Below are 24,027 nucleotides of genomic sequence, written 5' to 3'. Positions count from 1 at the left end.
CGCCGCCGACTTCCTGCTCAATTTGATCGCCTATAACCTGATCCGCATTCCCAAACTGCTTGCCGCTTAGCCTCCCTGCCCCAGGGGGCACCCAACACCAGGCTAGAAAATTACATCCAACTCCAAAGCGCCGTCCCAACAACGACCGGCCAAAATACAAAAACCCTCCAGCTCAGGGGTTTTTCAGCAAACTGCTAGAGCTGAATCCGAGTGTTTCGGCGCGCCACCACTTTGAAGACGACTTGCGGTGTCGGCTCCAATGAGCAACACTTGCCGCATTTCAGAGAAGTTATTTTTTGAGGGGGCATCATGCCTGAGATACTGGAAGTCGTGCTGTGGTGTGCCGCGCTCGCGACGTGGCTGATGCTTCTCTTCGCCTTCGTGGGCCATGCTTTGAAGCCGCTCTCGAAGAGCGTCCGCCGGGCGATCGAGGACGCGTTCAAGCTCAAGCTGAAGTGATGCCGGCTACGATGTCCGATCGAAACTGAAACGACCTGCGCCGGTGACGAAGATCAACATCGCGCCTCCCATGATCGAGATGTTCTTCAAAAAATTGTTGTATTGACCCATCTGCTGCGCACCGGCGGGATATTCCCAGTAGCGATGCGCAACAATCGTTGCCGCCAAAACGAACACGAAGGTCAGAACGGCGCAGTAGCGCGTACCGACGCCTAATATCAAACCAACGGATATCAATGCTTCCACTGCGATATTCACGATAGTGAAGAGCTCAGGTGCTGGAAGGTTCAGGGACCTGAAATAGCCGACCGAGCCGCTGAAGTTGGCTAGCGCTCCGTACGCGCTTCCGACGAATACCCAGGCAAGTAGAATACGGCCAATCAAGATCAGTACATCAGCTCTCCTTGTTGCGAACGCGTCGACTGCCAGCGACTGAAGATAGGATTTCACTGCTAGCCCCCTTGTTGTCCAGGACCGTCTGAACACTTCCACTGCCGAGAGCCAGCCTATCATGATTGGCGGATCACACGAAACGCTGTCACCGGCTCTCTGGCGCGTGCAAACGAAGCCGCTTCGTCAGAATTGGGTCCGTCTGAAATAGAGCTTCGCAGACTCGACAGGACGAGCCGCCACTGTCACTCTCAAGGGTCAGTGGACGTGACATACATTCGCGGCTGAGTGGATGTGGGCTGAGCGGATTTTGAATATCCCTAAGCTATCGCTTACGAATTAGTCGGTCGTTCGGCCATCATCCCTTCAAGCCGCTCCAGCTCCGCCGCTAGGTCGCGCTCGACGTCTGCCGCTCGGATCTCGATCACCCGATAGTCCCGCGCCTCCAGCCACACCCGCCGCGCCGCGCGGTCGGCGGCAATCGTTTCGCCCTCGCCCGGATTGACTAGCTCGATCGCGATCCGGTGCGGGAATGAGACGAAGTCCGGGATGTGTCGTCCGACTGGGGTCTGGCGCTTGAACTGGCCGGCAAAACGGCGGTCGCGGGTCAGCGATTGCCACAGCAGCCGCTCGGCGTCAGTCGGGTTGCGGCGGAGCAGGCGCGCCAGCCCGCGCACGGTGCTGCCGCTGTCGGACACACCACCGCCCTGCCCGTGCTCGGCCAGAAGCGCGCGCAGCCGCGTTGCCTGCTCGCCATCGAGCACGCCGCCCTTGGCGGGCCCTTTCCGTCCCTCCGCGATCGCCATCACCACGCCGTGCAGGGTGTGCATGTCCTGCTTGGTCGGGTCCATGCGGGTGAAGATGTTGCGCAGGTTCACCAGCATGGTGTCGCGCTTCTCGGCCGGCCGCAGGAATTCGACCTTGTCGAGCTCGCGGATGAGGTTCTCGAAGAAGGCCTGGATCTGATGCTGCGAGGCGCGCTCTGAACGCTCCGGCATGGCGTGCGGCAGCGCGCCCGACGTCATCAGCTTGAACCATTCGTAGCCGATTAGCAGCACGGCCTGGGCGAGGTTCAGCGAGGCAAAGCCCGGATTGACTGGAAAGGTGACGATGCGGTTGGCGAGGCCGACCTCCTCATTGGTCAGGCCCCAGCGCTCCCGGCCGAACAGGATGCCGGCCTTGCCCCCGGTCGCGATGTGCCCCGCCATCTCGGTCGCGGCCGCCTCCGGCCCGACCACCGGCTTGGCCTGGTCATGGGCGCGCGCGCTGGTGGCGAACAAGAGGTCGAGATCGGCGACGGCCTGCTCGACCGTGTCGAACAATTCGACCCCTTCCAGAATGTGGTCGGCGCCAGCCGCCGCACGCTGGGCGGCGATGTTGGGCCAGCCGTCGCGCGGGTTGACGATGCGCAAGGAGCTCAGGGCAAAGTTGCCCATGGCGCGCGCGGCCATGCCGATGTTCTCGCCGAGCTGCGGCTCGACCAGGATCACGATGGGACCATCGAGGGCGAGGCCCGCCTTGCTCTTGTCAGTCCCTGACATCTTGCTTTGCTTTCACGCTTTCTCTCAAGGCCTTGGAGCGGCCGCCTCAGGTTTTGATTCAAGCCGGCCACCCGGCCGGATGTCCCGCGCGCCTGTCGTTTGCCTGTCCTGACAAAATTCTCAAGGGAAATAACGGGTTGGATTCGACTTTTGAATCTCGCCTGAAGCTTCAGGGCGCCGCCTGCCGGAAGGCCGCTCCCCGCTGCCCATCTGCGGAAGCTGGATGAGCTAAAAGTGCATAATCCCTTGGCTTTCGCCCGCTGCGTCCCGGTGCTAAGAGGCGGCGGATATTCCCGTGGCGCGCCAATAGCGCCGTTCCCAAGAGGCTTCCCCGATCATGGCAAAAATCAAGGTGACCAACCCCGTCGTCGAGCTCGATGGCGACGAGATGACCCGGATCATCTGGCAGTACATCAAAGACAAGTTGATCAACCCGTTCCTCGATGTTGAGCTGATGTATTTCGACCTGGGGATGGAATACCGCGACCAGACCAACGATCAGGTCACCATCGACGCCGCCGAAGCCATCAAGAAGGTCGGCGTGGGCGTCAAGTGCGCCACCATCACCCCGGATGAGGCCCGGGTGAAGGAGTTTGGCCTCAAGCAGATGTGGAAGTCGCCGAACGGCACCATCCGCAACATTCTCGGCGGCTGCATCTTCCGCGAGCCGATCATCTGCAAGAACGTGCCGCGCCTGGTTCCCGGCTGGAGCAAGCCGATCATCATCGGCCGTCATGCCTATGGCGACCAGTACCGTGCCACCGACATCAAGTTCCCAGGCAAGGGCACGCTGTCGATGAAGTTCGTCGGCGAGGACGGCACCGTGATCGAGAAGGAGGTGTTCAAGGCGCCCGGCGCCGGCGTCGCCATGGAGATGTACAATCTCGACGACTCCATCATCGACTTCGCCCGCGCCTCGCTCAATTACGGCCTGCTGCGCAACTACCCGGTCTATCTCTCGACCAAGAACACCATCCTGAAAGTCTACGACGGCCGCTTCAAGGACATCTTCCAGGACATCTACGACCGCGAGTTCAAGACCGAATTCGAGGCCAAGGGCCTGACCTACGAGCACCGCCTGATCGACGACATGGTAGCCTCGGCGCTGAAATGGTCCGGCGGCTACGTCTGGGCCTGCAAGAACTACGACGGCGACGTGCAGTCCGACACCGTTGCGCAGGGCTACGGCTCGCTCGGCCTGATGACCTCGGTCCTCCTCACCCCCGATGGCCAGACGGTGGAAGCCGAAGCCGCCCACGGCACGGTGACCCGCCACTACCGCGAGCACCAGAAAGGCAAGGAGACCTCGACCAACTCGATCGCGTCGATCTTCGCCTGGACCCGCGGCCTCGCCCACCGCGCCAAGCTCGACAACAATCCGCAGCTCGCCAAGTTCGCGGACACGCTGGAGAAGGTCTGCGTCGACACGGTCGAAGAGGGCTACATGACCAAGGACCTCGCGCTGCTCGTCGGCGCCGACCAGCGCTGGCTCTCGACCACCGGCTTCCTCGATAAGGTCGCTCAGAACCTCGAGAAGACGCTGGCGGCGTAGGCCGTTTCCCACCCCGTCATTGCGAGCGGAGCGAAGCAATCCAGACTGTCTCCGCGGAGAGATTCTGGATTGCTTCGTCGCAAGGGCTCCTCGCAATGACGAGACCATTTGCCAAAGGAAGCGCCATGCCGACACTCAAGGCGTTGCGCTTGCAGTCTTCGCGCTGACCAGCCCTTCCGCGTTCGCCGCCTGCGCAAAGGTTGAAGCCGCTTAGCGGTCGGTGCCCTCGCGCTCCGCCTGCGCGAGCTCAGCCGCCGCCAGATCGCCGCTCTCTTCCAGCCGCGCTTTCGCAGTCTTATGGACGTGCGCGGCGAGCGTTGGCATGCGCGCGATCAGGGCGTGAAAGTCCTGGGCGTCGAGCACGAGCAGGCGCGTCTTGCGCGTCGCCGTCACTGTGCCGCTGCGCTTGGTCTTGTGCAGCAGCGCGATCTCGCCGAAGAAGGTGCCGTCCGCAAGCCGCACATGCTGGCTCGGCAGCGCGATCTCGACCTCGCCGGCGGTGATGAAATACATCGATGAGGCGGCGTCACCGCGTCGCACCAAGACCTCGCCCTGCTCGATGGTGCGGGCCCGAAGCAGCCGCATGATGTCGGCGATCTCCGCTGCCGACAAATGCGAGAACAGCGGCACTCGCGCCAGCATGCCCCAGGTGACGACGAAATCACGCCGCTTCAGCTCTTCGGCAAAGGCGGTGGAGATGATCGCGACTGGCAGCGCGATCATGGCAAAGCCCGCGATGATGGTGAACACGGAGACGAATTTTCCGAGCGCCGTCACCGGCACGACGTCGCCATAGCCGACGGTGCCGAGCGTCACGATCGCCCACCACATCGCCTGCGGAATGGTGCCGAGCTTGTCCGGCTGCACGTCACGCTCGATGGCGTAGAGCAGCGAGGCGAAGGTCAGTACCGCACCGATCAGGATGACGATGCAGCCGATCAGCGCCCGCCGCTCGGCATGCACGGCCGCGAGCAGCGAACGCATCGCCGGCGAATAGCGGATCAGCTTGAAGAACGGCAGCACGCCGAGCGCGGCCAGCGTCGCGTGCCTTCCCGACGCCAGCACGATTCCTGCGGGCAGGAACGCCAGCAGGTCGATGATGCCGAGCGCGGAGAAGGCGTAGGAGAGCCGGTCGGCGAGCGCCGAGCCCTTGCGCGGCGTGTGGCCCGCCACCGTCCAGAGCCGCGCGAGATATTCCAGCGCGAACACGACCACGGCCAGGATGGCGATGCCTGCGAACAGCGCGCCGAACTGCGCGTCCAGCTCCGGCACCGAGGCGAGGATCATCGCGACCACGTCGAGCACGATGACGCCGATGATCATCTGGATGAAGCGCGACCCGACTGAATAGGCCAAGGGATCGTGCTCCAGCAATTCGTAGAGGCGGTCCCTTAAGTCGGAATCGGCTGAGCCACGTCCTTGCGGAATGAGGCGCACGGCCTCACGCGCCTGCCATCGCTTTTTCGATTGCTGACAGCGCCGCTGCGGCATTGGCGCCGTCGGGGCCGCCGGCCTGCGCCATGTCCGGCCGGCCGCCGCCGCCCTTGCCGCCGAGCGCTTCGGAGGCGACGCGCACCAGGTTTACGGCGTTGAAGCGCGCGGTGAGGTCCGCGGTGACGCCGACCACGATTCCGGCCTTGCCGTCCTCGGTGACGCCGACGATAGCGACCACGCCGGAGCCGATCTGCTTCTTGCCGTCGTCGGCGAGGCCCTTGAGATCCTTCATCTCGATGCCCTCGACCGCACGCGCCATCAGCTTGACGTCGCCGATCTCGCGCACGCCGGTGGCCGCGCCGTTGCCGCTCGATGCGCCGCCGCCCATCGCGAGCTTCTTGCGGGCATCGGACAGCTCGCGCTCGAGCTTCTTGCGCTCCTCCATCAGCGCGGCAATGCGTGTCGGCACGTCGTCGATCGAGGTGCGCAGCTCGTTGGCCGCGGTCTTCGCCAGCGCCATGGTGTGGTTGGCATGCCGGCGTGCGTAATTGCCGGTCAGCGCCTCGATACGCCGAACGCCGGAGGCGACCGCGCTCTCGCCGGTCAGCGTGATCAGGCCGATGTCGCCGGTGCGCCTCACATGGGTGCCGCCGCAGAGCTCGACCGACCAGCCGAGCGCATTGGCGCCGCGCTCGCGCGCGGTCCGGCCCATCGAGACCACGCGGACCTCGTCGCCATATTTCTCGCCGAACAGCGCGCGGGCACCGGCCTCACGGGCTTCGTCCACGCCCATGACGCGGGTCGTGACCTCGTCGTTCTCCAGCACCACGTTGTTGGCGATGTCCTCGACGCGGGCGAGCTCTTCCGCCGTGATCGGCTTCGGATGCACGAAGTCGAAGCGCAGGCGGTCGGGCGCGACCAGCGAGCCGCGCTGGGCAATGTGGTCGCCGAGCACCTGGCGCAGCGCCTCGTGGATGAGATGGGTCGCCGAGTGATGGGCACGGATCGACGAGCGACGCCCATGGTCGACCTCGAGCTGCAGCGCGGTGCCGAGCTTCACTTCGCCGCTCTCCACGGTGCCGACGTGCACGAAGAGATCGCCGACCTTCTTCTGGGTGTCGGTGACACGGAATTTGATTCCACCCTCCCCTAGCAGCACGCCGGTATCGCCGACCTGACCGCCCGACTCCGCGTAAAACGGCGTCTGGTTCAGCAGCAGGGCGCCGGTCTCGCCGGCCTTGAGGCTGCCCGCTTCCCTGCCGTCCTTCACCAGCGCCGAGATCACACCTTCGGCGCTCTCGGTCTCGTAGCCCAGGAATTCGGTGGCCCCGAGCTTTTCGCGCAGTGGGAACCAGATCGCTTCGGAAGCCGCTTCGCCCGAGCCCTTCCAGGACTCGCGCGCCTTGGCCTTTTGATGGTCCATCGCGTCGGTGAAGGCGGACTGATCGACGCTAATGCCGCGCGACTTCAGCGCGTCCTGCGTCAGATCCAGCGGGAAACCGTAGGTATCGTAGAGCGTGAAGGCGACGTCGCCGTCGAACATATCGCCCTTCTTCAAGGACGCGCTCTTCTCGTCGAGAATGGCAAGGCCGCGGACCAGCGTCTTGCGGAAGCGGGTCTCTTCCAGTCGCAGCGTTTCCTCGATCAGGTTTTCCGCGCGCACCAGCTCCGGATAGGCCTGGCCCATCTCACGCACCAGCGCCCAGACCAGCCGATGCATCAGCGGGTCTTTCGCACCCAGCAGCTGCGCATGGCGCATCGCACGGCGCATGATCCGGCGCAGCACATAGCCGCGGCCCTCGTTCGAGGGCAGCACGCCGTCGGAAACGAGGAAGGCCGAGGAACGTAAGTGATCGGCGATGACGCGGAACGAGGCGACGGTCTGCTCGTTCGGTCCGCTTCCGAGCGCGGACGCGGTCGCATCGATCAGGTGACGGAACAGGTCGGTCTCGAACACGCTATCGACGCCCTGCATGATGCAGGCCATGCGCTCCAGACCCATGCCGGTGTCGATCGAGGGACGCGGCAGCGGCACGCGCTCCTCCTTCGTCACCTGCTCATATTGCATGAACACCAGGTTCCAGAATTCGAGGAAGCGGTCGCCGTCCTCTTCCGGAGAGCCCGGCGGACCGCCCCAGATGTGCTCGCCGCGGTCGATGAAGATCTCCGAGCACGGGCCGCACGGACCGGTGTCGCCCATCGCCCAGAAATTGTCCGAGGTCGGGATGCGGGTGATGCGGTCGTCGGAGAAGCCGGCGATCTTCTTCCAGAGACCAGCCGCCTCGTCGTCGGTGTGATAGACGGTGACGAGCAGCTTGTCTTTCTTGAGCCCGAATTCCTTGGTGATCAGCTTCCAGGCAAGCTCGATCGCGCGCTCCTTGAAGTAGTCGCCGAACGAGAAATTGCCGAGCATCTCGAAGAAGGTGAGATGGCGCGCGGTGTAGCCGACATTGTCGAGGTCGTTGTGCTTGCCGCCGGCGCGCACGCACTTCTGCGACGTGGTAGCGCGCTGATAGGGCCGCTTCTCCATGCCGGTGAAGACATTCTTGAACTGCACCATGCCGGCATTGGTGAACATCAATGTCGGATCGTTGCGCGGCACCAATGGCGAGGACGACACGATCTCGTGGCCGTTCTCGGCAAAAAAGTTCAGAAAGGTCGACCTGATCTCGTTGACGCCGCTCATGTTCATCCAATCGGGTGGGCTTCGGCCCGCGACACGCCCTCCAAACCGAAAGATTAGGCTGATATCTGCGGACAGAAGCGCTTTTAGACAAGGCCAGCTTCGCTGTCCAGAAACTGTGCAGAGAGATCAGAGGGTTGCCGCAGGCGCGCAATCCCGTTGCAATCCCGTTGAAAGCCGCTGGACCCGCGTTGACAGGCTTGGCCGGCCTGTGGTCTTTACCTATCTGTATGGTACGGCCACGTCGGGAGAGACCGGCTTCATTGCCGGCGCCGAAGGAGCAACCGCCCCGGAAACTCTCAGGCAAACGGACCGCGTGGCTTTGACAGCATCTGGAAAGAGGCGCCGACGGGCTTAAACCCGGGTGGCACCCGCCGACGGGATAATACTCTCAGGCACAGCGACAGATGGGGCTTCGACTGGTGTCCATCGGGGAATCCTCCCCGGGGAACCGCCGAGGGCCCCTGTGATGCTAGCGCGCGACGACCAAGATTCCCTGCAACGTACCCCCCTTCACGGGCTGCACGTGTCCCTCGGCGGCAAGATGGTGCCGTTCGCCGGCTATGACATGCCCGTGCAATATCCCGCGGGCGTGCTGAAGGAGCATCTCCATACCCGCAGCTCCGCCGGCCTGTTCGACGTCTCCCATATGGGCCAGATCGCGCTCCGGCCGAAGTCGGGCAAGGTCGAAGGCGCCGCCCGCGCGCTGGAGCGGCTGGTGCCGCAGGACATCGTTGCAGTTGCGCCGGGACGGCAGCGCTACGCCCAGTTCACCAATGCGGATGGCGGCATTCTGGACGATCTGATGGTCGCCAATTTCGGCGATCACCTGTTCCTGGTCGTCAACGCCGCCTGCAAGGCCGAGGACGAAGCGCATCTGCGCGCGCACCTCTCGGATGACTGCATCATCGATTCGCTGACCGAACGCGCGCTGATCGCACTCCAGGGCCCGAAGGCGGAAGCCGTGCTGGCGAGACTTTGTGCAGAGGCGCCCAGCATGAAGTTCATGGATGCCGGCCCCCACAAGGTGGACGGCATCGCCTGTTTCGTCTCCCGCTCCGGCTACACCGGCGAGGACGGTTTTGAAATTTCGGTTCCCGCGGGCGACGCCGAGCGGCTGGCCAAGACGCTGCTCGACAATCCGGACGTGCTGCCGATCGGGCTCGGCGCCCGCGACAGCCTGCGGCTGGAAGCCGGGCTCTGTCTCTATGGCCACGACATCGACACCGACACCACGCCGGTCGAGGCGGCGCTGGAATGGTCGGTGCAGAAGAGCCGCCGCACGGGCGGCGCCCGCGCCGGTGGCTTTCCCGGCGCAGAGAAGATTCTGGCCCATTTCGATCACGGCGCAAGCCGCCGCCGCGTCGGCCTGCGACCTGAGGGCCGTGCGCCGGTGCGCGAGGGCGCGCTGCTGTTTGCGGATGCGACCGGCTATCGGCCGATCGGAAAGGTCACCTCGGGCGGCTTCGGCCCGAGCCTGAATGCGCCGGTGGCGATGGGCTACGTGCCCACTGCCCTGAGCGCGCTCGATACAAAACTGTTCGCCGAGGTGCGCGGCCAGCGATTGCCGCTAGCCGTCGCCGCCATGCCTTTCGTGAAAAACACCTACAAACGCTGAGGATCGAAAATGACCACGACGCTGTACACCTCCGACCATGAATGGCTGGCCATCGACGGCGACGTCGCCACCGTCGGGATCACCGACTACGCGCAGTCGCAGCTCGGCGACGTTGTCTTCGTCGAACTGCCCAAGGTCGGCCGCACGCTGAAAAAGGCGGAAGCTGCCGCCGTCGTGGAATCGGTGAAAGCCGCCTCCGACGTCTACGCGCCGATCTCCGGCGAGGTGCTCGAGGTGAACGAGGCCGTCGTGGCAGAGCCGGCACTGGTCAATTCGGACGCAAGCGGCAAAGCCTGGTTCTTCAAGATCAGGATTGCCGACAAGAGCGAACTCGGCGGCCTCATGGATGAAGCCGCCTACAAGGCGCACACGGCTTAGAGAGCGATGGAGCAAGCGATGACCGCGCACCGCAAATCCAACGGCGACACCGCCGCCACCTTCGTTCGCCGCCATATCGGCCCGTCGGCGCGCGATGTCGCTTCGATGCTGGACGCCGTCGGCGCTAAAAGCGTCGACGCGCTGATGGCGGAGACGCTGCCCGCCTCGATCCGGCAGGCCGCGCCGCTCGATCTCGGCAATGCCTTGAGCGAGACCGAGGCGATCGCGCATATGGGCGAGCTCGCCGCGCAAAACCAGGTCTTCACCTCGCTGATCGGCCAGGGCTATTCCGGCACGATCTTGCCCGCGGTGATCCAGCGCAACATTCTGGAAAACCCAGCCTGGTACACGGCCTATACTCCTTACCAACCCGAGATCAGCCAGGGCCGGCTGGAGGCGCTGCTCAACTTCCAGACCATGATCTGCGACCTCACCGGGCTTGACGTCGCCAACGCCTCGCTGCTCGACGAGGCCACCGCGGCCGCCGAAGCGATGGCGCTCGCTGAGCGGCACTCGCGCGTCGAAGCAAAAGCGTTCTTCGTCGACAAGGACGTGCATCCGCAGACGCTCGCGGTGATGCGCACCCGCGCCGAGCCGCTCGGCTGGAGCCTGATCGTCGGCGATCCCCTCATCGATCTCGACAACACGGACGTGCTGGGTGCGCTACTGCAATATCCCGGCAGCTCGGGAGCGGTGCGCGACCTCAGGCCCGCGATCGCGGCGCTGAAGGCCAAGGGCGCACTCGCGATCGTTGCCGCCGATCTGCTGGCGCTGACACTGCTCGCCTCGCCTGGCGAGCTCGGGGCCGACATCGCGATCGGCTCGGCGCAGCGCTTCGGCGTTCCCATGGGCTATGGCGGCCCGCATGCGGCCTATATGGCGGTGCGCGATGCGCTGAAACGCTCGCTACCCGGCCGCATCGTCGGCCTCTCCGTGGATTCGCGCGGCATGCCGGCCTATCGCCTCGCGCTCCAGACCCGCGAGCAGCACATCCGCCGCGAGAAGGCGACCTCCAACATCTGCACCGCGCAGGTGCTGCTCGCCGTGATCGCCTCGATGTATGCGGTCTATCACGGCCCCGAAGGGCTGACCCAGATCGCGCGCAATGTGCATCGCCGCGCGGCGGTGCTCGCTAGCGGCCTGCGCAAGCTCGGTTTCGCGCTGCAGTCCGACAGCTTCTTTGACACGGTGACGGTCGACCCCGGCGCCAAGCGCGACGAGATCGTCGCGCGCGCGACCGCCGAAAAGATCAATTTCGGCCTTGGCGATGGCGCCTTGCGCATCGCGCTGGACGAGACCACGACGCCAGCGACTGTCGAAGCGGTGTGGCGCGCGTTCGGCGGCAAGCTTGCGTATGCCGAGATCGACGCGATCACGCGCGAGGCGCTGCCGGACGCGCTGAAGCGCGCGACCTCCTTTCTCACCCATCCGGTGTTCCACGCGCATCGCTCGGAGACCGAGATGCTGCGCTACATGCGCAAACTCTCGGACCGCGACCTCGCGCTCGACCGTGCGATGATTCCGCTCGGGTCCTGCACCATGAAGCTGAACGCGACCACCGAGATGATGCCGCTGACCTGGCCGGAATTCGGCTCATTGCACCCCTTCGCACCGCGCGAGCAGGCCAGGGGCTATCACGCGCTGTTCACGCGGCTGGAAAAATGGCTGTGCGACATCACTGGCTATGACGCGATCTCGCTGCAGCCGAACTCCGGCGCGCAGGGCGAATATGCCGGCCTGCTTGCGATCCGCGGCCATCACGCCGCGCGCGGCGAGGCGCATCGCAAGATCTGCCTGATCCCCTCCTCCGCCCACGGCACCAACCCGGCCTCCGCCGCGATGGTCGGCATGGACGTGGTGGTGGTCGCCTGCGAGAAGAACGGCGACGTCGACGTCAATGATCTCCGCGCCAAGGCGGAGAAACACTCCAACGATCTCGCCGCTGTCATGATCACCTATCCCTCGACCCACGGCGTGTTCGAGGAGCACATTCGCGAGATCTGCGACATCGTCCACGGCCATGGCGGCCAGGTCTATCTCGACGGCGCGAACCTCAACGCGCAAGTCGGTCTCTCCAGGCCCGGCGACTACGGCGCCGATGTCAGCCATCTCAATTTGCACAAGACCTTCTGCATCCCGCACGGCGGCGGCGGCCCCGGCATGGGCCCGATCGGCGTGCGGGCGCATCTCGCCCCGTTCCTGCCAGGTCATCCGGCGACAAAGGTTGATGTGCCAGTCGGCCCGGTCTCCGCCGCGCCGTTCGGCTCGGCCTCGATCCTCACCATCTCCTACATCTACATCCTGATGATGGGCGGCGAAGGATTGAAGCGCGCCACCGAGATCGCGATTCTCAACGCCAACTATGTCGCGGCACGGCTCGATGCGCACTTCCCGGTGCTCTACAAGAACGAGAAGGGCCGGGTCGCGCATGAATGCATCGTCGACCCACGCGCGCTGAAGAACACGTCCGGCGTCACCGTCGACGACATCGCAAAGCGGCTGATCGACTACGGCTTCCACGCTCCCACCATGAGCTTTCCGGTGCCGGGCACACTGATGATCGAGCCGACCGAGTCGGAATCCAAGGCCGAGCTCGATCGCTTCTGCGATGCCATGATCGCGATCCGCAAGGAAATCGCCGAGATCGAAGCCGGCCGGTTCAAGATCGAGGCCTCGCCGCTGCGCCACGCCCCGCACACCGTGCACGACATCGCCGATGACGATTGGAATCGCGCCTACACCCGCACTGAGGGCTGCTTCCCCGCGGGCACCTCGCGCACTGACAAATACTGGTCGCCGGTGGGACGCGTCGACAACGTCTATGGCGACCGCAATCTGGTGTGCTCGTGCCCGCCGGTGAGCGATTACGCCGAGGCGGCGGAGTAATCGATTAGTAGGGTGGATTAGCCCGCGGCTGCCGAAGCGCAGTTCGCTGGGCGTGAGCCCACCGGCTGATCCGTCGGCATTGGAGAGAGAGCTGGTGGGTTACGCTGCGCTAACCCATCTACCGTCCTGCCTCAAGGCGCCACCAACGAACGGCTTTGCGCATCCCAGCGCCACAGCCGCTCGTTGGTCAGTTCGGTGCCGCCCCACCAGCGACGCATCGGGTTGTGGCGGGCGAAATCGTCCTCGCCGGCGACAACCGCTCGCCCAAGCTCAGTCAAAGCGACCTGGCTCTTGCTGTAGCGGTGATAACGAGCCGTTTCGTCCTTTTCAAACGGCGGCTCGCCCAGTCCGAAAATCAGCGGCGCTGGGCACTGGGCCAAATCGTCCATCAATTCGCCGGCCTCGCTCTCATTGAACATTTCTCGATGCCGCGCTGCCGCGCGCGCCACCTGAGGGTCGGTGCAGCCGTCTTCGATGTAGTCCAGCATGGCCATTTCGCTCACGCCAAGGCCTGTTGACACGTCAGGTAGCTCCTCGAGCGGAGCGATAGGGCCGGCCGCAGTCGAGGAAAGAGCGCCAGATCCTTCATCAAGAGATCGAGACGGGGCCCGGGCGTCGGCGCGCACCAGGCCTGCCAAGTGCGGCTCGCTAGTGCCAGGTGATTGTCCGTGACTTTGAAGGCCGGCAGCTTCCATTTTGCCACGGATTCCGCGCGGTAGTTCGCAACCGCATCATCCGTATGCATCAGGCTCAGCTTCGTCGTGATCTCCTTGTAGGGGCGAAGCAGGTCAAGCAGCCAGACAAGCACGAGCTGATCGTTTGCTTGCGGATCGACCCACACTTCGATCGAGTCGAACTTCGCGCAGAGCTCGAAAAGGCTGACATCTCGTGTGCCGAAACCATTCAACGAGCACCGGGGAGCGTCATCAAGCCAGTGATCGCCGGGATTGCAGTGCTTCGCCGAACGCGGCTCCAGCCCCATGAGAAGATGCTCCGCGGAGGGCAGACTGTCGCAAACGAAGCGCAGAGAAAAGCCGAGAGTGAGGTTCGCTAAACGTGTTGGCTGCAATTGAAGTGGCGCTCGATCATTCGTCGCCAGGATCAAATGTGACATGGCCGTCCTCTGAACGCCCTTACTTTTTCTTCGGAAGAGAATCCCAGCGTAGCGAGAGAATTGCGCCAATTCTGGCGATCGATCCGAGCCCTTGCAGGACGATCATCATCAGGATGGAATATCTGCGCGTGCGTTTGGCGTGTTGCGTTTGAACAATAAGCATGACCACCCATCAACTCATGAACTGATGCAAAATATCAGCAACCGAAGCCTAGGCCCCGCCCCGGCCCCAAGATGCAACCAGTGAATGTATCTGAGCCAAGAGCCGCCCAAAACGAAACAGGCGCCGAAGACGTCGGCAACTCAACGTCCTCAGCGCCCGCTCCTCGCGAAAACTCTACTGTTAAGGCTTACTCGTCAGCCGGCTCGTCGCCGTCGGCGTCGCGCTCGGGGGTGCCGGCCAGAATCTGCTCGGCGATCAGGCCGGAGTTCTGACGGATCGCGGTCTCGATCTTGGCGGTGATGTCCGGATTGGCCTTCAGGAACGCTTTCGAATTCTCGCGGCCCTGGCCGAGACGCTGGCTGTCATAGGAGAACCAGGCGCCGGACTTTTCGACGATGCCGGCCTTGACGCCGAGATCGAGGATCTCGCCCATCTTGGAGACGCCCTCGCCGTACATGATGTCGAATTCGACCTGCTTGAACGGCGGCGCCAGCTTGTTCTTCACCACCTTGACGCGCGTGGTGTTGCCGACCACCTCGTCGCGCTCCTTGATCGCGCCGATGCGGCGGATGTCGAGGCGGACGGAGGCATAGAATTTCAGCGCGTTGCCGCCGGTCGTGGTTTCCGGCGAGCCGTACATCACACCGATCTTCATGCGGATCTGGTTGATGAAGATCACCATGGTGTTCGATTTGTTGATCGAGGCCGTCAGCTTGCGCAGCGCCTGGCTCATCAGGCGGGCCTGGAGGCCCGGCAGCGCATCGCCCATCTCGCCCTCGAGCTCGGCCTTCGGCACCAGCGCCGCGACCGAATCGATCACCAGCACGTCGACCGCACCGGAGCGCACCAGCGTGTCGCAGATTTCCAGCGCCTGCTCGCCGGTGTCGGGCTGGGAGATCAGGAGCTCGTCGATGTTGACACCGAGCTTGCGCGCATAGACCGGGTCGAGCGCGTGCTCGGCGTCGATGAAGGCGCAGATGCCGCCCTTCTTCTGCGCTTCCGCCACCGTGTGCAGCGCCAGCGTGGTCTTGCCCGACGATTCCGGCCCGTAGATTTCCACGACGCGTCCCTTCGGCAACCCGCCGATGCCGAGCGCGATGTCGAGCCCGAGCGATCCGGAGGACACCGCCTCGACATCCATCGACCGGTCGTTCTTGCCGAGCTTCATCACCGAGCCCTTGCCGAACTGACGCTCGATCTGGGAGAGCGCAGCGGCCAGAGCTTTACTCTTGTCCATGGAAGATCCTTCGACGATACGCAGGGCAGTGGTGGACATTGGGTCGTGCTCCTTATGGCGAGGATTCGCTAGAGGGACAAACGGTGGGTGGGGCGGGCCGGCGATAAAAACAATGTACCCCATTTGTTCTTGGTTCGCAATATGTTCTTTTATGGGGCGCGCCGGCCTGCTTCCGACTTCGGTGGCCTAAGTTGAATTTCAAAGTGGCCTAGGTTGGTTTTGGACCTGCATCTTTCCAGTGGCCGCTTTCGCGCTGATGACGTCCGCTTGATCGTCACCGATCTGGGCAGTGTCTTGTTCGGCTAGACCGCTCGCCTCCGGCACAACGTGGCCGGAGAGAGCCGTGCCCAAGTTGAATTTTGGCTTGTTCCAGTTCGATGTGTTTTGGAACCAAGCGGCGCACGCGGGCATAATAGGATCGAGGTTTCAATTCCTACGGTTGATCCGCATCCACAGGCTAGCCATGACGCATCGTCGCCGGTTCAAACAGAGTTCCCCCCTCGAAGAACGCTTGGCCGAAGAAGCCGAACGGCTGAGACAGGAAGCCTGGAAGCTGCCCCCCGGCTCCCTGCGGGAAACCCTCCTCCGCAAGGCCAGGCAGGACGAGACCACGGCTCATATCGCCGAGTGGCTGACCTCACCCGGGTTGCAGCCGCCCAAGCCATAGACCGGGCTCACGGGCTGCCTCGGTTGGTCTTCCCCCGTTCGAAGACCGCGACTGCGGACCAAGTACCTAATACCCATTCGTCGCCAACCGCGGGGGCCGAAACCGGCCGCAGCTTTGCATGGGGTTGTTTCGATATTTTTGAACCCTGGCGGCGACCAAACCTGCTCGCGCGGATCCGCGCTCGGGGCCGCATCGTCGCTGTTCGTCGTGCCGGTCTAGATCAGCGCCAACAGCACGATGCCGATCACCAGCACCACGAAGCCAGCCGCCGTCGCGGCGGCGAATGACCGCTCTACATTATCCATGATGCCACCCCGTTGTCGGCGCACCACGTTTCCCCCATGGCTTCGCCGAACGGACGGAATTTCGCCGACGGGTGTGTCGTAAGTTGTGCAATCGGGTGTTCGAATTGGGACGTTGGAGCGCCTCAAAAAGCTCCCTTCCTTCACCCACGCGGCGCCATACTCGGTCGACGCGCGCACCGCTCTCTGTGGTTCGGTCGGCGTGCTTGTCAGGCTGTCGTAAGCTGCGCCAGCTACGATGGTCCGGCTTATGGTGTTGCAAGCCCAGCACCTCAGCCTCCAACAACCTCTCGCCCCGCTTGGCTCTCCCCAAGCGGGGTTTTTTCGTTTCCGCAACCTGCTCAGCCGGTCCCCTCTTCCCGCGTCAGCCGCAGCGCGAACGCGCGGATCGCGGGCGCCGCCAGCAGCACGATGGGCAGCATCGCCGCCCATGCAACCAGCCACGAGATTGTCCAATGTTGAACGAAGAGCATCGCGCTTTGCGCCGGAAAGCTGGCAATCCCCGCCGCGATCAGCGAGGTCAGGCCGGACTGGATGACGCCGAAGACGAAATGACTGTAGCGACGGGGAATGCCGAGCATGATGCGCCCATGTTGCCTTCGCCTATCTGGCAAGCAAGGCATGTGCCGTGGATCGCAGGAGGGCGGCTTGGTCACCGGCTTGCGGTCATTCCCTCTGCGCGATGGGAACCGCGGTTTTAGCGATTCACCCACCGAACCTGTCCGTGGTTCTCCGACCATGAACAGAGTTCCTGGGCCATCTGCCCGAGTTGCGGTGGAACGCGTCGGCAGGGACTTGGCCGCTGGCGACGACGGCTCCAGGCGCGCCGCAAGCTTTCCGCTCCCGCGTCTTTCGGAATCCGATTTCGTTTGTTGCGAGCCGCGCGTATTTTCGAGATTTTCGTGAATTATCCTAGGCTTACCGGAAGATTTCACTTGTCGGCGGAATATGTGATGCCCAACATGTTTCCGGTCATGGAAAGATGAATCGTGGAGGTGACCATGAATCACAGGGGCATCGACTTCACCGTTGCCAAAACGGCGATTCCGGGTGTCTGGCAGTGGCAGTTCTGCATCGGCGACCAGGTCAAGAGCGGCAAGACCGAGACCAAGATCGACCTGTTGGCGATCCGGCGGGTGCAGTTGCGCATCGATCGGGAGTTGAAAGCGCTGGCACGGAAAACCGCCTGAACCGGCGGACCGGCGGCTTTCAGGTCGATTTTTAGCGCGGCGTGGCTTGCTTGGGCTCGCAGGCAGCCGCCATGGGCGGCCATTCCGTAGACGCCCGGAATTGATCTGCCGGCCATTTGGGATTGGATTGAACGCCTCGTGGCTTGGGGGCAGGCCATTACGCGACCGGTGCCAGCCATGCCGCATTATTTCTTTCGAATCCGGAACGGCCGCTATTCCGGTTGTGCCGAGCATGCGACGGAATTTGCCGATCGCGATTCGGCCTGGAAGGAGATGACCAGCGTCTGCGCCGACATGGCCGCGGGCATCTCCCGCAAGCTCCAGGAAAACTCGGAGTGGCATATGGAGCTGCTCGACGAAGCCAAAGAGCCCGTGTTCCGGATCCGTATCGTCGCCGAGACCTTCGAGTAGGTCTTTGTCTCCGAGCCTGGCCTAGTCGGCGCTGGGAAGCCGCCGCATGGTGAATTCGATCTCGCCGCCAGGCAATTCGCGCCAGTGTTCGACTTCGCTCATATAACCAGCCTTGGGGTAGCGGGCGAAGAAGGCCTGCGCTCTTGCGCGCGCCGCCGGGCGGGGCAAGGTGAAGGTTTCACGCAAATAGCCGTCGCCGCTCTGTTCGGCTGGCTTACCGCCCGCCTTGCGCTGGCGCGCCATCCGCTTGGCGAGATCCCGCGGCAGATCGGCCATGTGATGCCTCCTCAACGCAACACTCTCTCGGGAATGTAGGAAGCAGGCGGGCCGAACAGGAGTCCCGAGTGGAGGCGCAAGCCGCCTCCGCCCGTGATCGTTCAGTTAGCGGCTGTGCCGGTCTTGGTCTTCTTGGGCGCACCGGTTGCAGCCGATGCCTTCGGCGCCGGCTGCTTTGGCGGATCGGAGCGCATGCCGCCCCAGGGATCGTTGGACGCCTTGGTGTCCGGAATCTTCTTCAGCGTTTCCTTGTAGGCCTTTTCACGTTCGGCCTCGGCCGCCTTCTCCTCCGGGGTCTTGCTCGGACCATCCTGCAGCAGGTTGATATTGGGCATTTGCGCATAGGCCGGTCCGGCCAGCACGGCAAGCACCGCAGCCATACGGAAAAGCTTCATCATTCGCTCCTTGATCATCCATAGAAGGGCGGATCGCCCCGCGCCCTGTCGTCCCTGTTCAACCCCGGTCGCGACCTTGGGGTCGCTCGGGGCCGCTAGAGCCGGTCCGATCTGCACGATTTCGGCGCATTCAGCCAGTCGTCCCAGATCGGGCCGCATTTGGTGCACCCGTTCAGCACAAGGCCGAGCGCGGCCAGACAAACGACCAGGACACATCGACGCAACATCGTCCACCCCATTCCCAAGCGCGGCATCATAGAGGGCGAAGTCAGGCATTTTCAAGCCGACGGGACTTCAAGCCGACGGGAGACCGGGTGACTTTGCCGCGCCGATGCGCGCAGTATGGCCGAAACATCCGGCAACAATGGAGGACAACGACAGCATGCCATCGCAGCCAGAAGCGGAGTTCGGCATCGCCGACGCCAGACGGATCCTCGGCGAGGTCTTTGCGCCCTGGGTCCAGGATCTCAACCTCTCCGTCGAGCGCATCGAGCACGCCCCGCCGTCCGATGAACCGGACTGGCAGCCGGGCGCATTGCTGCGCTTGGCGTTTTCGGAGCGGCTGTGCCGCCACGGCGGCGTGGTGTGCGGCCAGGCGCTGATGGCACTGGCCGATACCGCCATGGTGATCGCACTTCTGGCCGCCAATCGCGGCTACCGTCCGATGACAACGGTCGACCAGACCACGCATTTCATGCGCGCCGTCTCCTCGTCCGACGTGCTGGCCGACGCGCGCGTGGTGCGCCTCGGGCGCACCATGAGCTTCGGCCGCGTCACCCTGCTCTCCGCCACCGACAACAAGCCGGTGGCCATGGTGTCGAGCGCGTTCGCGATGCTGCCGGGACAAGCATGATCCCGAAGGCCGAGAGCCGCATCAGCGCAAAGCGCACTGCGGCTCTCGATGAAGCGTACGGGCCTGCGGGGTTACTTGCCGAGCACTTCGTCGGCCGCGGTGACGATGCTGACCGTTGGGTTCTTCCCGCAATAGGTGCCGAACTGCTTGGCATTCTCGACGAACACGTCGGTGTCGATGATCGCGTTATCCTCGTCACCCTTGTACCAGCCGTCCATCCAGGTCAGCACCAGCTTGATGGTGTCGTCGCCGCTCTCGAGAAACTGTTTGCAGCTCATGGTCGAGAGATCGAGCTTGGTGGCGTTGGCGGGAATGGACGACAGCGAAAGAGCTGCGGCGAACAGAATCGAAAGAATGGTCTTCATCAATATCTCCATCGGCGCGCGGCGCCATAAAGGAAAGGCTCGCGGCAAAAGTCGGCGTAGAGACGCTCCGCTTCAATTTCGTAAACGAAGTCTGAAGCGCGGTGCAAGTAGCGGCAGTATTGAGTTTAGTTCAAGGTAATTTCTATGCACTATTTCACAATCATCGCTATGGATTAACGCGGATGATCGAAAAGCGTACGGCACAGCGGCACCGGGTCTTCAAGGGTGGCACGATTGCCTTTGAAAATAGTGGTTTTGCGTGCACGGTGCGAAACATGTCGGCGAGCGGCGCCGCAATCGATCTCGAAAACCCTGTCACGTTGCCGCAATCGTTCACGCTGTCGATTTCACGCGACAATTTCGTGCGAGATTGTCGGCCGGTGTGGCGCAACGACAGGCGCGTCGGCCTCGCCTTCGTATAGTCATGCACATGATGTGAATGAACGTTCGCATCGTGCACTGATGCAGCATCATGCTTGCCCGATATGGCAGCGCCCGTTGTACCGAAGGCGGCATCGCGGCGGATATCGCAGGCGGATCGTTACGGCCCGCCAAGCTTTATTTCGGCTTCTTCGTGGGTTCGCCCGGGCGGGCTCCGCCCCACGGATCATACTTATCCTTGGGCTCGGGAATGCGCTCGAGCGCCGCCTTGTAGGCCTTTTCGTCAACCTTGGGCTTGTTGTCCGGCTTGGCCACGGCCTCATTGGGCTGGCGCCTGCCGCCGCCCATCTGCGCCTGCGCCGAGACGGCCGTCAGCGCCAGCACGGCCGCCGCTATGATCAAAATTCTCATTGGCGCAATCCCCCTCGTCCGGGGTATAAATTAGCCCGCAATCCCCGTAATAGCCAATGCTGCGGCGTCACCGACTTCAGCAAATGTTGATCGGACGGGACTTCGCCGGATCGCATTCCTGCCTATCTGATGGCCCGCAGGGGACCTTCACGAATGTTGCGAATCATTGCTCATGCGGCGCTGCTCGCCGGCGCGCTTGCGCTTGGCGGCTGCGGCTTTGCCGACAGCCGGGCGCCGGTGCCCGAATTCATGCGCATCAAGGAGGCCGAACAGCCGCCGCCCGAACAGCCCCCGGACGTCAAACGCGTGGTCCGCGAACAGATCGACGTGGTCTTTCTCACGACGTCCTACCCTCGCGAAGTGCAGGTCGCCCTGCCCCATCACGAGGTCCGCGGACCGGGCTGGACCGCCTGCGTCCGCGCGCAGCTCACCTCCGCGACCGGAACGGCGCTCGGCCCCCAGACCTACATCGTGACGATCGCTGGCGGAAAGGTGATCGACCGCCGACGCGCGGAGGCCGAGGACATCTGCGGGACGGAAACCTACGAGCCGATCTAGGAACAATTGCCACGACGAGGGCCCGGTTCCGGGAGAAACCTGCAGATCCGCCGGAACGATCGCCGCCTCCCCTTCTTGTTACCGCCGTGGGCAGTTTCCGAGGAGGACAGGATGAGGATATTCACGATTGCGCTGCTGGCCGGCGCCGGCGCCCTCGCCGCGGCGAGCGAAGCGGAGGCCGCCGACATCTACACGACCAGCGAATACACCAGTCCCGATCTCATTCAGGAGGTCCGGCTCGTCTGCGACGACGCCGGCAACTGCTATCGCACCCGCGGCGGCTCGCGCGTGATCGTGCGCGACTCCTATAACACCATGCCGCGCGAGCGCTACTACGAGCGCCGCACCTATCGCGACTGGGACGACGGCCCACGCGCCGGCGTCGGCATTCGCACGCCCGGCGTCAGCGTGGGCGTCGGTGTCGGCGATCGCTGGTAATCGATAAGACTCGAGGAATGGGACCGGACGAGACAGCTCGCCCGGTCCTGTCCATGTCAGGTTTCGAGAGGATCGGCGGGCGTCACGGCGCGCGTCGACGACGGAAGCTGCACGATGAAGCGTGCGAGCACCATGCCGGCACACATCGCGGCGACGAAGATGACGGCTGAGATCGAGCCGAACCCAAGCGCGGTCAGCGCCGGTCCAGGACAGAAGCCCGCCAGCCCCCAGCCGATGCCGAAAATGGCGGGGCCCACTACAATCTTCGGATCGATGTCTTTTCGCGTCGGAACATAAAAACGTTCGGCGAAGAATGGTCGCGCAAGCTTCGAGACCCGGTTGAAGCCGACGAAGGTGGCGGCAATCGCGCCGGCCATCACGAAAGCGAGGCTGGCGTCCCAGGTCCCTGCGGGAATGCCGCCGACGTCCAGAAAGTTAAGCACCTTTGCCGGGTTCGACATGCCCGAGACGATGAGCCCGAGGCCGAAGATCAGGCCGACTGCGAATTGAACGAATATTGCCATCGCCGTCAGCTCCAGTGCCGCTTCACGAACACGGTGGCTATCGCCATTGCCATGAACGTGACGGTCGCGACCAGCGAGCGCACCGAAAGCCGCGACAGGCCGCAGACACCATGGCCGGACGTGCAGCCGCTGCCCCACACCGTGCCGAACCCAGTGAGCAATCCGGCCACAATCAGGACCGGCGTTCCGGCCTCGATCGTCTGCGCCGGAAAGCTACCGGTGACCAGCCGCACCAGCACGGGGGCAGCAACAAGTCCAGCGACGAAGGCAAGCCGGCCGGCGAATTCGCGGTCCTCGTAAGGCGGAAACAGCCGTGCCGCAATGCCGCTGACGCCGGCGATCCGTCCCGTCGCCCACATCAGGAGCACGGCGGAGAGCCCGATCAAGGCACCCCCGAGGAGCGAGGCAATCGGCGTGAAAGGCGTGGTGAGCATTTTGATTCTCCGACTCGAGAGCACCTCTTGTACGTTCATCGCTGCATCCGGCGGCTTGCCGCCCAAATGCTCAACGAGACGTTAACAATACCACTCGAATTGAAGCGGCGGGCCAACCGTATTTTCCAATCTTTGCGCTAAGCATAGCCGCGTAGCGCGGATTTCGCCCGCGTGAACGGGGACGACGGGACGTGGTCGATATCGCGCACCAGGCTGCGATCAATCCGGCATCGGCAAAGGGCGCCGCGACGGCCTGCGCGCTGGTCCCGCTCACAGCGATCGAACCCGGCCAATGGCGCGCGCTCGCGCAGCGAGCAAGCGAGCCGAACGGCTATTACCTGCCCGGTTGGGAGCTCGCCGTCAGCGCAACCGCGCGCGACCGCACTGGTGCCTCGGCGCTCCCCGCATTTGACAGCTCTTCGAAGCGGCTGATCGGATTGATGCCGGTGATCCCGCTCTGGCGTGCCTGGAAGATCCCCCTGCCCGCGCTGGTGAGTGCGCATCCCTATGGCACGCTGTGCGGCCCGCTGATCGACCGCGACGCCACGATCGAAGCGGCAACACGGCTGTTGCAGCAGGCGCGAGAGGCCGGCGCACACGCGTTGATCCTGCGCGACGTCGCGCTCGACGGCGCGGCGATGATGACGCTCGGTAAGGTCCTCGGCCGATCCGGACTGAAGCCGCGCATCCTCAGCTCCTACATCCGTGCCTGTCTCGATGCGACGCAGGACGGCGACGTGCTGTTGCGCGAGGCGCTTGGCGCCAAGAAGCTCAAGGAACTGCGCCGCCAGCGCCATCGCCTGGAGGAGCACGGGCCGGTCGTGTTCGACGTCGCGCGCAGGCCGGACGAGATCGGGCCCGCGCTCGAAACATTCCTGCAGCTCGAAGCCAGCGGCTGGAAGGGCAACCGCGGTACCGCGCTGCTCCAGGATGCCGGCGATGCGACCTTCATCCGCCGCGCCGTGCCGGCGCTGGCGGAGACCGCGCAATGCGAGATCATCACGCTCCGCGCCGGCGCGAGGCCGATAGCTGCAGGCATCTTGCTGCGGCATCAGGACCGCGCCTTCTTCTTCAAGCTCGGCATCGACGAGCGCTTCGCAAAATATTCGCCAGGCGTGCAGCTCACGCTCGAGCTCACCCGCCATCTCTGCACCGATCCGTCAATCGCCAGCGCAGATTCCACCGCGAGCGCCGATCATCCCATGATCAACCCGATTTGGCGCGGGCGCTTTGCGGTCGGCGACGTGCTGATTCCGCTGAAGCGGAACGATCCAATGGTGGCCTTGATCCACGCGGCGTTGATCGCGCACGGCTTCGCATACGAAACAGTGCGGCGCGCACTCCACCTCATGCGCAAATAAAACCGG

General features: G+C 63.7%; 27 protein-coding genes and 1 riboswitch. Of the genes, 13 read left to right on the top strand and 14 right to left on the bottom strand.

Annotated elements, in window-relative coordinates; translation table 11 throughout:
• Positions 1–309: 309 nt before the first annotated feature.
• On the top strand, positions 310–459 hold the full coding sequence (locus IVA82_RS42605) for a hypothetical protein (RefSeq protein WP_247386132.1): 150 nt from the start codon (positions 310–312) through the stop codon (positions 457–459).
• A 6-nt stretch (positions 460–465) separates the two neighbouring features.
• On the opposite strand, the gene IVA82_RS42600 is transcribed toward IVA82_RS42605, so the two are convergent.
• Positions 466–909: a DoxX family protein gene (locus IVA82_RS42600; protein WP_247386130.1), complete on the bottom strand. Its 444-nt coding sequence runs from the start codon at positions 907–909 to the stop codon at positions 466–468.
• A gap of 272 nt (positions 910–1,181) precedes the next feature.
• Positions 1,182–2,390: a TrmJ/YjtD family RNA methyltransferase gene (locus IVA82_RS42595; protein ID WP_247493890.1), complete on the bottom strand. Its 1,209-nt coding sequence runs from the start codon at positions 2,388–2,390 to the stop codon at positions 1,182–1,184.
• Positions 2,391–2,727: 337 nt separating this feature from the next.
• Here IVA82_RS42595 and IVA82_RS42590 point away from each other — a divergent pair, with 337 nt between their 5' ends.
• Entirely contained in the window at positions 2,728–3,942 is a 1,215-nt protein-coding gene (locus IVA82_RS42590) for an NADP-dependent isocitrate dehydrogenase (RefSeq protein ID WP_247386127.1), read from the top strand.
• 210 nt (positions 3,943–4,152) lie between these two features.
• Here the strand turns inward: IVA82_RS42590 and IVA82_RS42585 are convergent, their stop codons facing one another.
• Both IVA82_RS42585 and alaS read right to left on the bottom strand, forming a co-directional pair.
• Entirely contained in the window at positions 4,153–5,379 is a 1,227-nt protein-coding gene (locus tag IVA82_RS42585; protein WP_247386125.1) for a cyclic nucleotide-gated ion channel, read from the bottom strand.
• A gap of 4 nt (positions 5,380–5,383) precedes the next feature.
• Entirely contained in the window at positions 5,384–8,062 is a 2,679-nt protein-coding gene (alaS, locus tag IVA82_RS42580) for an alanine--tRNA ligase (protein WP_247386124.1), read from the bottom strand.
• A gap of 232 nt (positions 8,063–8,294) precedes the next feature.
• Positions 8,295–8,383, top strand: a riboswitch (glycine riboswitch).
• A gap of 145 nt (positions 8,384–8,528) precedes the next feature.
• Here alaS and gcvT point away from each other — a divergent pair.
• Genes gcvT through gcvP form a run of 3 tightly spaced genes read left to right on the top strand, consistent with a single transcriptional unit; the run spans position 8,529 to position 12,941 of the window.
• Entirely contained in the window at positions 8,529–9,677 is a 1,149-nt protein-coding gene (gene gcvT, locus IVA82_RS42575) for a glycine cleavage system aminomethyltransferase GcvT (protein WP_247386122.1), read from the top strand.
• Positions 9,678–9,686: 9 nt separating this feature from the next.
• A complete protein-coding gene (gene gcvH, locus IVA82_RS42570) occupies positions 9,687–10,055 on the top strand; it encodes a glycine cleavage system protein GcvH (RefSeq protein WP_247386121.1) in 369 nt (122 codons plus the stop codon).
• A gap of 18 nt (positions 10,056–10,073) precedes the next feature.
• The gene (gene gcvP, locus IVA82_RS42565) at positions 10,074–12,941 is read left to right on the top strand and encodes an aminomethyl-transferring glycine dehydrogenase (RefSeq protein WP_247386120.1); all 2,868 of its coding nucleotides are present in this window, start codon (positions 10,074–10,076) and stop codon (positions 12,939–12,941) included.
• Positions 12,942–13,072: 131 nt separating this feature from the next.
• Here the strand turns inward: gcvP and IVA82_RS42560 are convergent, their stop codons facing one another.
• The 3 genes from IVA82_RS42560 to recA all read right to left on the bottom strand — a co-directional run bounded on the left by IVA82_RS42560 (position 13,073) and on the right by recA (position 15,494).
• Positions 13,073–13,429, bottom strand: a complete 357-nt coding sequence (locus tag IVA82_RS42560) for a hypothetical protein (RefSeq protein WP_247386118.1) — start codon at positions 13,427–13,429, stop codon at positions 13,073–13,075.
• An 11-nt stretch (positions 13,430–13,440) separates the two neighbouring features.
• Positions 13,441–14,046 (bottom strand): hypothetical protein, encoded by a 606-nt coding sequence (locus IVA82_RS42555; RefSeq protein WP_247386116.1) that lies wholly within the window; start codon positions 14,044–14,046, stop codon positions 13,441–13,443.
• A 359-nt stretch (positions 14,047–14,405) separates the two neighbouring features.
• Positions 14,406–15,494, bottom strand: coding sequence for a recombinase RecA (gene recA / locus IVA82_RS42550; protein WP_247386114.1), 1,089 nt, complete (start codon positions 15,492–15,494; stop codon positions 14,406–14,408).
• Between the two features lie 424 nt (positions 15,495–15,918).
• Here recA and IVA82_RS42545 point away from each other — a divergent pair, with 424 nt between their 5' ends.
• Complete coding sequence (locus IVA82_RS42545) at positions 15,919–16,122, top strand: hypothetical protein (RefSeq protein ID WP_247386138.1); 204 nt, start codon at positions 15,919–15,921, stop codon at positions 16,120–16,122.
• Positions 16,123–16,765: 643 nt separating this feature from the next.
• Here the strand turns inward: IVA82_RS42545 and IVA82_RS42540 are convergent.
• Positions 16,766–17,005 carry a DUF2798 domain-containing protein gene (locus tag IVA82_RS42540; protein ID WP_148744869.1) on the bottom strand — a complete coding sequence of 80 codons (240 nt, stop codon included), beginning with the start codon at positions 17,003–17,005 and terminating at the stop codon, positions 16,766–16,768.
• A 420-nt stretch (positions 17,006–17,425) separates the two neighbouring features.
• On the opposite strand from IVA82_RS42540, the gene IVA82_RS42535 reads away from it, so the two are divergent.
• Both IVA82_RS42535 and IVA82_RS42530 read left to right on the top strand, forming a co-directional pair.
• On the top strand, positions 17,426–17,614 hold the full coding sequence (locus tag IVA82_RS42535) for a hypothetical protein (protein ID WP_247386112.1): 189 nt from the start codon (positions 17,426–17,428) through the stop codon (positions 17,612–17,614).
• A 177-nt stretch (positions 17,615–17,791) separates the two neighbouring features.
• Positions 17,792–18,025, top strand: coding sequence for a hypothetical protein (locus IVA82_RS42530; protein WP_148744873.1), 234 nt, complete (start codon positions 17,792–17,794; stop codon positions 18,023–18,025).
• A gap of 21 nt (positions 18,026–18,046) precedes the next feature.
• Here IVA82_RS42530 and IVA82_RS42525 read toward each other — a convergent pair whose 3' ends face one another.
• Positions 18,047–18,301 carry a hypothetical protein gene (locus tag IVA82_RS42525; protein WP_247386110.1) on the bottom strand — a complete coding sequence of 85 codons (255 nt, stop codon included), beginning with the start codon at positions 18,299–18,301 and terminating at the stop codon, positions 18,047–18,049.
• Positions 18,302–18,402: 101 nt separating this feature from the next.
• Positions 18,403–18,696 carry a hypothetical protein gene (locus IVA82_RS42520; protein WP_148744877.1) on the bottom strand — a complete coding sequence of 98 codons (294 nt, stop codon included), beginning with the start codon at positions 18,694–18,696 and terminating at the stop codon, positions 18,403–18,405.
• A gap of 382 nt (positions 18,697–19,078) precedes the next feature.
• Between IVA82_RS42520 and IVA82_RS42515 the strand changes: the two genes are divergently transcribed.
• The gene (locus tag IVA82_RS42515) at positions 19,079–19,549 is read left to right on the top strand and encodes a PaaI family thioesterase (RefSeq protein WP_247386136.1); all 471 of its coding nucleotides are present in this window, start codon (positions 19,079–19,081) and stop codon (positions 19,547–19,549) included.
• 71 nt (positions 19,550–19,620) lie between these two features.
• Here IVA82_RS42515 and IVA82_RS42510 read toward each other — a convergent pair whose 3' ends face one another.
• Positions 19,621–19,914 carry an HdeA family protein gene (locus IVA82_RS42510; RefSeq protein WP_247386109.1) on the bottom strand — a complete coding sequence of 98 codons (294 nt, stop codon included), beginning with the start codon at positions 19,912–19,914 and terminating at the stop codon, positions 19,621–19,623.
• 101 nt (positions 19,915–20,015) lie between these two features.
• On the opposite strand from IVA82_RS42510, the gene IVA82_RS42505 reads away from it, so the two are divergent.
• The gene (locus IVA82_RS42505; protein WP_247386108.1) at positions 20,016–20,336 is read left to right on the top strand and encodes a PilZ domain-containing protein; all 321 of its coding nucleotides are present in this window, start codon (positions 20,016–20,018) and stop codon (positions 20,334–20,336) included.
• A 136-nt stretch (positions 20,337–20,472) separates the two neighbouring features.
• Here the strand turns inward: IVA82_RS42505 and IVA82_RS42500 are convergent, their stop codons facing one another.
• A complete protein-coding gene (locus IVA82_RS42500) occupies positions 20,473–20,706 on the bottom strand; it encodes a hypothetical protein (RefSeq protein ID WP_247386106.1) in 234 nt (77 codons plus the stop codon).
• 153 nt (positions 20,707–20,859) lie between these two features.
• Here IVA82_RS42500 and IVA82_RS42495 point away from each other — a divergent pair, with 153 nt between their 5' ends.
• Positions 20,860–21,264, top strand: coding sequence for a hypothetical protein (locus tag IVA82_RS42495; protein WP_247386105.1), 405 nt, complete (start codon positions 20,860–20,862; stop codon positions 21,262–21,264).
• A gap of 111 nt (positions 21,265–21,375) precedes the next feature.
• Positions 21,376–21,702, top strand: a complete 327-nt coding sequence (locus IVA82_RS42490; RefSeq protein WP_247386104.1) for a hypothetical protein — start codon at positions 21,376–21,378, stop codon at positions 21,700–21,702.
• Positions 21,703–21,758: 56 nt separating this feature from the next.
• On the opposite strand, the gene IVA82_RS42485 is transcribed toward IVA82_RS42490, so the two are convergent.
• Together IVA82_RS42485 and IVA82_RS42480 are read right to left on the bottom strand one after the other, a co-directional pair.
• Positions 21,759–22,226 (bottom strand): DUF6691 family protein, encoded by a 468-nt coding sequence (locus IVA82_RS42485; protein WP_247386102.1) that lies wholly within the window; start codon positions 22,224–22,226, stop codon positions 21,759–21,761.
• A 5-nt stretch (positions 22,227–22,231) separates the two neighbouring features.
• The gene (locus IVA82_RS42480; RefSeq protein ID WP_247386101.1) at positions 22,232–22,660 is read right to left on the bottom strand and encodes a YeeE/YedE family protein; all 429 of its coding nucleotides are present in this window, start codon (positions 22,658–22,660) and stop codon (positions 22,232–22,234) included.
• Positions 22,661–22,851: 191 nt separating this feature from the next.
• On the opposite strand from IVA82_RS42480, the gene IVA82_RS42475 reads away from it, so the two are divergent.
• On the top strand, positions 22,852–24,021 hold the full coding sequence (locus tag IVA82_RS42475) for a GNAT family N-acetyltransferase (RefSeq protein WP_247386099.1): 1,170 nt from the start codon (positions 22,852–22,854) through the stop codon (positions 24,019–24,021).
• Positions 24,022–24,027 lie beyond the last annotated feature (6 nt).

It is taken from the genome of Bradyrhizobium sp. 142 (genome assembly GCF_023074015.1).
Taxonomy (GTDB): Bacteria; Pseudomonadota; Alphaproteobacteria; order Rhizobiales; family Xanthobacteraceae; genus Bradyrhizobium.
This window is presented reverse-complemented; position numbering and strand designations above follow the sequence as displayed.

Coding starts and splice junctions, on each gene's coding strand:
- IVA82_RS42605 (WP_247386132.1), top strand. CDS start 310: ATGCCTGAGATACTGGAAGTCGTGCTGTGGTGTGCCGCGCTCGCGACG.
- IVA82_RS42595 (WP_247493890.1), bottom strand. CDS start 2,390: ATGTCAGGGACTGACAAGAGCAAGGCGGGCCTCGCCCTCGATGGTCCC.
- IVA82_RS42590 (WP_247386127.1), top strand. CDS start 2,728: ATGGCAAAAATCAAGGTGACCAACCCCGTCGTCGAGCTCGATGGCGAC.
- alaS (WP_247386124.1), bottom strand. CDS start 8,062: ATGAGCGGCGTCAACGAGATCAGGTCGACCTTTCTGAACTTTTTTGCC.
- gcvT (WP_247386122.1), top strand. CDS start 8,529: ATGCTAGCGCGCGACGACCAAGATTCCCTGCAACGTACCCCCCTTCAC.
- gcvH (WP_247386121.1), top strand. CDS start 9,687: ATGACCACGACGCTGTACACCTCCGACCATGAATGGCTGGCCATCGAC.
- gcvP (WP_247386120.1), top strand. CDS start 10,074: ATGACCGCGCACCGCAAATCCAACGGCGACACCGCCGCCACCTTCGTT.
- IVA82_RS42560 (WP_247386118.1), bottom strand. CDS start 13,429: ATGCTGGACTACATCGAAGACGGCTGCACCGACCCTCAGGTGGCGCGC.
- recA (WP_247386114.1), bottom strand. CDS start 15,494: ATGTCCACCACTGCCCTGCGTATCGTCGAAGGATCTTCCATGGACAAG.
- IVA82_RS42545 (WP_247386138.1), top strand. CDS start 15,919: ATGACGCATCGTCGCCGGTTCAAACAGAGTTCCCCCCTCGAAGAACGC.
- IVA82_RS42540 (WP_148744869.1), bottom strand. CDS start 17,005: ATGCTCGGCATTCCCCGTCGCTACAGTCATTTCGTCTTCGGCGTCATC.
- IVA82_RS42535 (WP_247386112.1), top strand. CDS start 17,426: ATGAATCACAGGGGCATCGACTTCACCGTTGCCAAAACGGCGATTCCG.
- IVA82_RS42530 (WP_148744873.1), top strand. CDS start 17,792: ATGCCGCATTATTTCTTTCGAATCCGGAACGGCCGCTATTCCGGTTGT.
- IVA82_RS42525 (WP_247386110.1), bottom strand. CDS start 18,301: ATGGCCGATCTGCCGCGGGATCTCGCCAAGCGGATGGCGCGCCAGCGC.
- IVA82_RS42520 (WP_148744877.1), bottom strand. CDS start 18,696: ATGAAGCTTTTCCGTATGGCTGCGGTGCTTGCCGTGCTGGCCGGACCG.
- IVA82_RS42515 (WP_247386136.1), top strand. CDS start 19,079: ATGCCATCGCAGCCAGAAGCGGAGTTCGGCATCGCCGACGCCAGACGG.
- IVA82_RS42510 (WP_247386109.1), bottom strand. CDS start 19,914: ATGAAGACCATTCTTTCGATTCTGTTCGCCGCAGCTCTTTCGCTGTCG.
- IVA82_RS42500 (WP_247386106.1), bottom strand. CDS start 20,706: ATGAGAATTTTGATCATAGCGGCGGCCGTGCTGGCGCTGACGGCCGTC.
- IVA82_RS42495 (WP_247386105.1), top strand. CDS start 20,860: ATGTTGCGAATCATTGCTCATGCGGCGCTGCTCGCCGGCGCGCTTGCG.
- IVA82_RS42490 (WP_247386104.1), top strand. CDS start 21,376: ATGAGGATATTCACGATTGCGCTGCTGGCCGGCGCCGGCGCCCTCGCC.
- IVA82_RS42485 (WP_247386102.1), bottom strand. CDS start 22,226: ATGGCAATATTCGTTCAATTCGCAGTCGGCCTGATCTTCGGCCTCGGG.
- IVA82_RS42480 (WP_247386101.1), bottom strand. CDS start 22,660: ATGCTCACCACGCCTTTCACGCCGATTGCCTCGCTCCTCGGGGGTGCC.